At 34.2% G+C, this 8286-nt stretch carries 10 protein-coding genes and 1 pseudogene; all 11 read right to left on the reverse strand.

Annotated elements, in window-relative coordinates; all coding sequences use genetic code 11:
• Nucleotides 1-162: 162 nt before the first annotated feature.
• Nucleotides 163-672, reverse strand: coding sequence for a ribonuclease FAU-1 family protein (locus RTP99_RS26535; protein ID WP_001037887.1), 510 nt, complete (start codon nucleotides 670-672; stop codon nucleotides 163-165).
• Between the two features lie 101 nt (nucleotides 673-773).
• Nucleotides 774-1268: an NUDIX hydrolase gene (locus RTP99_RS26540; RefSeq protein ID WP_001057917.1), complete on the reverse strand. Its 495-nt coding sequence runs from the start codon at nucleotides 1266-1268 to the stop codon at nucleotides 774-776.
• Nucleotides 1261-2310, reverse strand: a complete 1050-nt coding sequence (locus RTP99_RS26545) for a hypothetical protein (RefSeq protein WP_000117483.1) — start codon at nucleotides 2308-2310, stop codon at nucleotides 1261-1263. Before RTP99_RS26545 ends, RTP99_RS26540 begins: the two co-directional genes overlap by 8 nt.
• 12 nt (nucleotides 2311-2322) lie before the next feature.
• Nucleotides 2323-2796, reverse strand: coding sequence for a tetratricopeptide repeat protein (locus RTP99_RS26550; RefSeq protein ID WP_000400626.1), 474 nt, complete (start codon nucleotides 2794-2796; stop codon nucleotides 2323-2325).
• 137 nt (nucleotides 2797-2933) lie between these two features.
• Nucleotides 2934-3632 carry a phosphopantothenoylcysteine decarboxylase domain-containing protein gene (locus RTP99_RS26555; RefSeq protein WP_116733401.1) on the reverse strand — a complete coding sequence of 233 codons (699 nt, stop codon included), beginning with the start codon at nucleotides 3630-3632 and terminating at the stop codon, nucleotides 2934-2936.
• Between the two features lie 6 nt (nucleotides 3633-3638).
• Nucleotides 3639-4436, reverse strand: coding sequence for a BA2930 family N-acetyltransferase (aacC, locus tag RTP99_RS26560; protein WP_129017028.1), 798 nt, complete (start codon nucleotides 4434-4436; stop codon nucleotides 3639-3641).
• Nucleotides 4437-4653: 217 nt separating this feature from the next.
• Nucleotides 4654-5901, reverse strand: a complete 1248-nt coding sequence (locus RTP99_RS26565) for a glutathionylspermidine synthase family protein (RefSeq protein WP_000287878.1) — start codon at nucleotides 5899-5901, stop codon at nucleotides 4654-4656.
• A 20-nt stretch (nucleotides 5902-5921) separates the two neighbouring features.
• Nucleotides 5922-6533, reverse strand: a complete 612-nt coding sequence (locus tag RTP99_RS26570) for a hypothetical protein (protein WP_001242159.1) — start codon at nucleotides 6531-6533, stop codon at nucleotides 5922-5924.
• 110 nt (nucleotides 6534-6643) lie between these two features.
• Complete coding sequence (locus RTP99_RS26575) at nucleotides 6644-7045, reverse strand: GNAT family N-acetyltransferase (RefSeq protein ID WP_001053113.1); 402 nt, start codon at nucleotides 7043-7045, stop codon at nucleotides 6644-6646.
• A 56-nt stretch (nucleotides 7046-7101) separates the two neighbouring features.
• Nucleotides 7102-8040: a DMT family transporter gene (locus tag RTP99_RS26580; RefSeq protein WP_000643664.1), complete on the reverse strand. Its 939-nt coding sequence runs from the start codon at nucleotides 8038-8040 to the stop codon at nucleotides 7102-7104.
• A gap of 54 nt (nucleotides 8041-8094) precedes the next feature.
• A pseudogene (locus tag RTP99_RS26585) lies at nucleotides 8095-8238 on the reverse strand (DinB family protein); the annotation flags it as partial.
• Nucleotides 8239-8286 lie beyond the last annotated feature (48 nt).

The following is an 8286-nucleotide window of genomic DNA, read 5'->3' on the forward strand; positions in this document are numbered from 1 at the left end:
CATAAACGACTGAACTATATTCAGTCAATATTAATTTCCACAAAAAAGAGTAATCCCAAGAAATATACATCTAACCTTAGACTTATCAAAAAAGTTAGATTATATAACTTGAGACTACTCAATTTCATTAAACACGTATTCTATCTTCAAATCGATTACAATTTAGTTTAACCTCACTCTTTCTGTTTCTACAATCATTTGAGGAAGGGTCTTTTGAATTATTTCCTCTAATACATGAAGAGCTTCATTCACATAACCATCCTCAAACTCCTCTAAAGACTCAGGCAACTCATCCTCATCTAAAATAAAATATTCTCCACTTGGAAGTACCAAAATATCAATAATTAAGTCTTCAAATGACACTAGTTCATCTGTTATTTGCGTATTTTTTACAACATTAAAATAAGAGCCTACATACATTCCATCCTTATCTCTCCATATGTATAAATTGTACGGACGATCCTCCCAGTAGTATGCAATGGTGTAACTGCCTTTCGGGATTGTTAAACTTGAATCATGTGTATTCATCGTAAATGAATACTGAACCTCATGAAATAACACGATACTTCGCAACTGCTTTTCAAGTAATAAACAAGTGTGTTCTACTGTTGTCGAGTCATATCGTATTTTTCTTTCTATAATTTCACTTTTGGATGTTAGTAATTTATTCATTCTTTGTTTCCCCTTATGCTATTTCTAGCTTTATTATATCGGTTTATATAGTCATAAAGAAGTATTTGGTCTCCAAGTACACAATAAAACTCCCTCTTATTTTAGAAGGAGTTTTTCACTGTCCATGCTTCATATTTTTTCACTTCTAATGGAAGCTCATTTGTTTTCAGCCACTCTACTGCACTACATACAAGTGGAGATGAATTGTCTTCTGTAATGCTTTCTATAGAAACCCATCTCGCTCCTAAAGAATCTTGACCTTCAAATTGTTTTGGTACTATGATTTTCCCTGCACTCTTTTCAACATCATACAAAACTGCAATATGGTGTACATGTGTATAATCTTTAAACTTTGAAGGGTATTGAAAATCAACCGTACCTACTTGCTTTATGACCTTTACTTCTAATCCAGTTTCTTCTTTACATTCCCTACGGAGTGCCGATAACAACGACTCCTCTTCATTTAAGCTCCCTCCAGGTAGATCATATCTGTTCTTATATGGACCTTTAATTTTATCTATTACTAATATGTTATTGTTTTCGATACAAATGCCATACACACCAAACGTACGATGAAAATTAGTAGCATTATTCATGGTTCAATTTCTCCGTCATCACATCATAAAAATTCCGTTCCTCATCAACATTTAAGTGAACACGACTTACTGTTTTAGAAAACCCATATAACAATTGTACTTTCGCCGGCTCTTTAAGTATAATTTCAAATGTTGGAGGTTCCTTTATAAATTCCATCACCGTTGCGTCAAGAACCTCTTTCTCTTTCTTTAAAAGTTCTCCTTTATAGAACGTAATCTTATCAATTTGTGTAAAAGGTATAATAATTTTCTTTCCTAATCCGATTTGAATGATTATCTTTTTTTCCGTAACAATAATTGGATTTTTACGCATTGCTTGTATTTCAGCTAAAAAATAAAACATTGCATATACGTTTAAAGTAAGTAACACCCATGCTACAACTGGATTCCATTGATGAAACAAATAATGAAAGCCAATACTTTCTATTAAGGTCGCATGGATGATCATAATATATACACCTATTGCGCCAGTCTTTTTGTGATATGAGTATACGTATTCACCTTCTGGTACTTTTTCACGCCACGATAAAAATGCATAATAGATTAACTTACACTCTGTTACAATAATATCTACTAATTTATTTCTTTTCATAGCAGCGTCAAACGCAGCATCAATTGCATAAGAAAATGAAGAATACTCACTTTTATATTCTTTATATTTTTTTATTATGTTAGGAAGCTTTCTAACAATTTTATATAGAAGGAATGACTCTACACATACAAAAGCAATTTCTCCTGCAACTATAATATAAGAAACGTATGAAAAAGCTTGTAAATAGTCGCTTGGAATAATAAATCTTGCAAATATATAACCAGCTATTACGACAGGGAATATATACGTTAACGAGTATCTTTTTCGAATAATAAAGAAATACGTAATGACCGGAATTACAAACATACAATCTAATAATGACCCAAGAACAACTTCTTTCGGAGTAGCTGGTACAATCGGAAGAGCATACAATAAATAGTTTGATAATAAGATTAAAGATACGAGTCCAATCCATATACCTTTTCGCCTTCGCGAAAGTGTGACACTCATACTTTCACTCCTCTATTTAAAAACCTCGTTTAAATGGTCTTTATAAAATGAAATAGCCCGTTCAAACTCTTTAACTTCTTCTACTTTTACGACTGTTTCAAGTAATAATTTCATCGCGGATTCATGATCGTTTACGTTATATTTCGCTAATGACAAAAATACTTTCATCACATCATTATCTGGAAACTGCTGCAAACCTGTTTCTAAAACAGTAATTGCTTTATCATACTCGCCTATACAACGATATGTACTACCAAGACCGATATATGCGCCGCAAAGTGACTCCCCTTCAAGACCGTTTGCAATTGCCTGTTCATAATACGGCATAGCTTCTGTTTCAAGACCCATTACATCATGTATCCAGGCACATTGATAAAGTACTTCTGCATCCCTCGTAAAGTTTGTTAATCCGATGAGTATCTCTTTAGACTGCGCATATTTCTTTTCTTTCCGGAGTTTAATAGCTTGCTTTAATAAATGTTCCATAGAATTCACTCCTCACCAATTATTCTATGTATCCATATTGAATGGTTAACGTTTGTGCAAAAGTAAAATTCCCATAAATTAAAGTTTCGCTTACCAATATATACTATGCGGACTCACTCTTATCCAAATACTTAAAATTATGAAGCAGTAACGCGATTACATAGTACTTCTAACCTTTTGACAATTTCTTTCGCTGTTTCATCTTTTCCATTACAGAACTGCCCTTTACCGTCTTGTCCAATTACGTAGTGCATTGCTCCGCGCGAATATAAAGAATGTGGTGAATTTGCAATCATTACACTCGCCTTCGCTTCTTCCATTCTATTTTTCGCTCTTTCAAACAGTTCTTCTTTATTTACGTCACTTTCAAGTTTAAAGCCAACGAGTACAGTTTCTGGATCCCACTCTTTTATTTGTTTTAATACTTTCGGTGCCTTTTGAAAATGTATAATTGGCGCTATATCACTTGAGATTTTTCCATTCATATCAAGAACATTGCCCTCTTGATCACAAATCTTCTCCACAATCCAATCAGATCCAGCCGCTGCCATAATAACCGCATCGACTTTTTCATGCGTAATGATACTCTTCATTTTATCTTGTAAATCAACAATTCCTTCAAATGGGTGTAATTCTAATTGATTGTTTATATCATTCGGTTTCTCCGCAAAATAACCATGTAAATATATAACATAGGCCCCTTTACTTATAAGTTCTTCGGCGATTATTCTTCCAATTGTTCCTTTTGCCATATTCGTATGACCACGAACTTGATCCCATTTTTCTAAACAACCACCGCTTGTAATTAATACCTTTTTCCCCTTCATTGTAACCATCCCTTACTAATTTTTCTTACGAAACCATTCTGTTCCAAAATCAACTATATCACGTTGTTTCATAAGACGGCACTTTGCGTTTCCTATTTTTCCTATTTTCACAGTTCCCTTTTGCTCAAATTCCACACCAATTTCTACAAATTTGTCAGAATCGTAATCCATATCAACAAATTCTTTCCACACTCTTTCACCATTTTCTATAATGGGTGCCCCTACTTTTATTAACTCACACGCACCAGAACGTACTTCTGATAAATGTACAGAAGTATTGGAATCATATCCAACACCAATTAATAATATGTATCCGTCTAAATCGTATATTTTTCTTAATGGAGATTCTTCTCCTAAACTCATTGATAGTGACTGATTCATCGTTATTTCTTCTGCATGTCTTCCCCATGCAGCAAAACTTCCTAATGGATGGTTACTACGTACTACATTCGGATATGTACGAAAACATTCAACTACTTTTCCCATTGCCCTTGTTGGCGTTATATGTGGCTCAAATGCTGGGACGTTATCCCGAATAATTTGCCACCATTCTTCAGGTACAGGTGGTCTTGACCAATGTTTCGGATCAGATAAATCCGAAGATTGAGTTGGCATAATGATCGTTCCCTCTTCTGTAATAACATTCATTAACGCCTCTACTACTGCAACTGCGCCTCCAGATACCCAGCCTATGGAACTTAACGAAGAATGTACAATAACTGTCATTCCTTTTTCTAATCCTAATTTTCTTAAATCATTTGTAATTGTTTTAATTGTATTTGGCAATGGCGTACTTGCCACTATTTCATTCATTTTCACGATTGTTCCCCCATTTTGTTTTAAACTACTACATACATATATTATCATATTTTTCTTAATTTTTAACTTAATCATTTTTATCTACACAAAAAATGGTAATAAATTAGTTTTATATAACAAAAGAAGCAACATGAAGGCGTTACATCACAGCAATAAAAACAATATATTTAAACGAAAGAGCCCATCAAAAATGATGAGCTCTTTGTTCCATTTATCCTTCAATTGTAACTCCAGTAAACATCGATAAGTTTCCCGTTATTTTCTCACCTACACGTAAAAATAAACCAGCAGCTCTCCCGCTAATACAGTGTGAACCAATTAATAGTTTACCAGTATACGGACCGTCCCATGTGTCAATTGTATAGTCAGGCATTTCTATGTATTGCTGATATATTTTCCGCTGTTCAAAGTAATACTCTGTTTTATCTTCAGCTAATAGTTCATTATTTTCGTATATAGATACTCCTCCGCCTTCACGGCCGTATAAAGGTTTAGATACATATGATTCATTTCGTTCTATAAACGGTTTATTTGTAAAATATGTCGGTAAAAAGTAGTTCTGAATGATTCCTCGCTCCTCTTCCTCAAAGAAAACTTCCTCTTCGTAAAGTTGCCATATTAATGCGAGTACACTTTTATTTTGCATAAGAAAAGCAGCTGGTGGATTAATGATTTTCACTCTACCTTGCGCAATATGATCTAAAAACTGGAGTCCAATTCTTTTCCCGTTTTTATCAGCATCTGAAACTAAATATTCAATTGGATATAGTCTATATAAATAATGAATTCGTTCACCATTTTGCGTATATATACCATCATCTGCAACGACAATATCTTGTATACCTATATAATCCGTTGATTGATCTAAACAATAACTTCTTAAAAATTGAACCGTTTGATGGTCTTCATCATGCCAATCATAACTCGTAAAATAAATCGTTTCTCTAGGATCTATACTATAGTCATGTTTAATTTGTTCCCACGCCTGCACAATATGCTCTTCTATATGATTTGGGTGATTTACATCGTGATAACGGCACAACACTTCATTTGCAACAGATGGCTCTAAATAACCTGTTGGTGTATCACAATTTACTTCTATTAACTTTATATCTTCACCATTTACGATAAAGTCAAATCTCGTAAAATATGAAAACAAACCAGTGTGTTTCATTCTCGCAATTTCCCATGTTTCAGCAGGAAATCCTAGTGTTTGAAAATCTTCTGCCGTATTGAGAATATATTGATACGTTCTATATAACACGTACATAATTTCTTCTGTTGCTTTCGAAATAGCAGTATATGTGTTTACAGGCATACGATACATACCTGTTGCCATATATTGATTCCATTCTTCATTTTCTAATAGACTCGGCCAAGTAAATCCATTCCGACCAGCCTCTTCCGCTAGTGAAAACCATACTTTCATATACTCTTTCTGCTCTTGTTCTGTATACATGATTCTATTATCCTTTCGTGTTATGATCCGGCTGGCGCTTTTGCGTTCCCAATTCCACTTGAACCTGAATTCACTTTTGGCGTTTGTGTCGTAGATGATTTTGGCGTATTTGTATCTGGCGTCGCTTTATTTGAGGAATTTGGCTGTTGTTTATTTAAATCCACTTTATTAGAAGAATTATTGTTGTTGCTGTTAGTTCCACCGTAGTATCCTCCTCCACCGCTGCCACCAGTTCTACTTTGGTCTTTCTCACGATATGGAATAATATTATTTGCATACGGTTTCTTCATTATATTTGGTTTTGCTGTATAATTCATATTTGAAGTTCTGCTTGCTAATAAATATCCTGCTACGAATGGAAGTATCGGTAAATGTGAATTTTCATGATACGATGAAAATGATGGATTCATTTCCTTACATAACTCATCATTTTCTACATTTTCATTAGTAGGCGTTTTATCATCGCAATTTAATGTTTCTTGTTCATTTCCCTGTTTTGCACCATCTGTTTTAACAGCAGTACTTTCTTGTTGAGCAGTATCTTCTTCATAATCACCACATCCAGTTAATAAAAAAGATGATACCCCTATTGAAGTAGCAATTTTTATAAATTTACTTTTATCCATTCTCATGTGTTATACACCTAATTTCCATTATCTATATTTTTCCAGATACCTTTATTATATAATGTAAATGTTACTTTTTTCAAACTAAACACAATATATATTTGCATATTTTCGTACTATTTTTCCAAATAACAATGAAACCTTTCAATCCCCGGATATTTTTCTCCTAAACTTTGAATCTGAAAACCCATTTTCTTATAAAATTTTACTGCCTCAGCGTCTGTCTCTGCCTCTAGATACGTCAATTGATACATTCTTACTATTTCCTTTATCATTTGCACCGCTATTCCTTTATGACGATATTGCGGTACCACTGCTATGTGGCATATTCTCGCTTTATTTGCTCCGGTTATTTCAATACCTATGCAAGCCTTTTCCTCATATTTATGCAAAGTCCCTTTATTGCTTTCATAAAATAAAACTGCTTTCTTTTTGCTAGATTCACTTGGGCCGACTGCATACAGTAGTACATTTAATATGGGATCTTTCTCAATTTGTTTAACACATTGCAAATTCATATCATCATTCCTTTCTATGAAAAAAGATTAGCTCTTTATATAAAGAGCTAATCTCATCACGCAGTTATTTTTTCTTCTTTCTTCACAACGACCGCTACATAACTATGTAGTATCATTCCGATAATAACGAGGCTCATACCAATCCAAGATAAAGATGACGGAATTGGTGCAGATAACAAGATAAGTTCTCCTACTAGCGCAAATAAAACCTCACCGGACTGAGTCGCTTCCACTGTTGCTAGTTTTTGTGGATCATCTTTTACAAGATCTGTCGCAAAGAAGAATAATACCGTTGCGATTAAGCCAGAACTAACTGCTACAATAAAACATTGAAAAACTTGACTACTTGACGGTAGTCCGCCTGTTGATACTTCATAACCAGATAGTAAAAACCAAAATGGTAAACTGGCTAAAGTCATACCGAGAACTCGCTGGAATACATCTAACTCCCCTTTACAAACTTGCATCATTTTTCGATTTCCAAGAGGATACGCAAACGCTGCAATAAGTACAGGAACGACACATAAAACAGTTTCACGAATTCCTAATGAAGAAGCATGTTCTACTTGCATAAGTACAACACCGCATAAAATAATACCCGACATAACTAATTCCTTCATTGGGAGTTTTTTATGTAATGGATCTACCGCAAAAAATGGTGTTAATAAAATCCCTGCGACGATTGTAATTTGCCATGTTGATGCAACGAGCCAACCAGGTCCAAAAGCTCCGGCAAAACTAAGTGGTGCATAGAAGAGACCAAATCCAACGATACTCCAAACTAACCATTCTTTCGGATTGTTTTTCATATATTGAAAGAGTTGCTTTAAGTTTCCTCTATACATGACAATAAGTAAAAGCATCGGAACCATAAAGTAGTACCGTAATGATGCACTCCAAATCCAGCTTCCACCTTCTAAGTCCATCGCCCGGTTTAAAACGAAGGTAAAGGCAAAGAAAAATGATGCCAATATCCCTACTGCTATAGCTTTCATTATAAAACCCCTTGTTCAGTTTCTTCTTACTACTATACAACAATTTAAATATAATTAAAATTCAAATTTTTCATCTCGCGTGTATCTAGCTCTATATAGTTTTCTTAACTGACTAATATGAGCTTGATGGTACCGATTATGATCAGCTATGTGCCATATCCCCCACCTTATAGTCGCATTTTCTCCCTTTTCATAAAGTGAAACTTTAATCAGTGGGGGTTTTCTTCATCCCCCACTGATTATTAG

Origin of the sequence: Bacillus sp. (in: firmicutes), from assembly GCF_031983925.1 — a bacterium.
GTDB classification, from domain to species: domain Bacteria; phylum Bacillota; class Bacilli; order Bacillales; family Bacillaceae_G; genus Bacillus_A; species Bacillus_A pacificus.

Bases quoted from the DNA above. Each gene is read 5' to 3' on its own strand.
- RTP99_RS26550 (WP_000400626.1), bottom strand. From the start codon at position 2,796: ATGGAACATTTATTAAAGCAAGCTATTAAACTCCGGAAAGAAAAGAAA.
- aacC (WP_129017028.1), bottom strand. From the start codon at position 4,436: ATGAATGAAATAGTGGCAAGTACGCCATTGCCAAATACAATTAAAACA.
- RTP99_RS26535 (WP_001037887.1), bottom strand. From the start codon at position 672: ATGAATAAATTACTAACATCCAAAAGTGAAATTATAGAAAGAAAAATA.
- RTP99_RS26580 (WP_000643664.1), bottom strand. From the start codon at position 8,040: ATGAAAGCTATAGCAGTAGGGATATTGGCATCATTTTTCTTTGCCTTT.
- RTP99_RS26545 (WP_000117483.1), bottom strand. From the start codon at position 2,310: ATGAGTGTCACACTTTCGCGAAGGCGAAAAGGTATATGGATTGGACTC.
- RTP99_RS26570 (WP_001242159.1), bottom strand. From the start codon at position 6,533: ATGAGAATGGATAAAAGTAAATTTATAAAAATTGCTACTTCAATAGGG.
- RTP99_RS26555 (WP_116733401.1), bottom strand. From the start codon at position 3,632: ATGGTTACAATGAAGGGGAAAAAGGTATTAATTACAAGCGGTGGTTGT.
- RTP99_RS26575 (WP_001053113.1), bottom strand. From the start codon at position 7,045: ATGAATTTGCAATGTGTTAAACAAATTGAGAAAGATCCCATATTAAAT.
- RTP99_RS26565 (WP_000287878.1), bottom strand. From the start codon at position 5,901: ATGTATACAGAACAAGAGCAGAAAGAGTATATGAAAGTATGGTTTTCA.
- RTP99_RS26540 (WP_001057917.1), bottom strand. From the start codon at position 1,268: ATGAATAATGCTACTAATTTTCATCGTACGTTTGGTGTGTATGGCATT.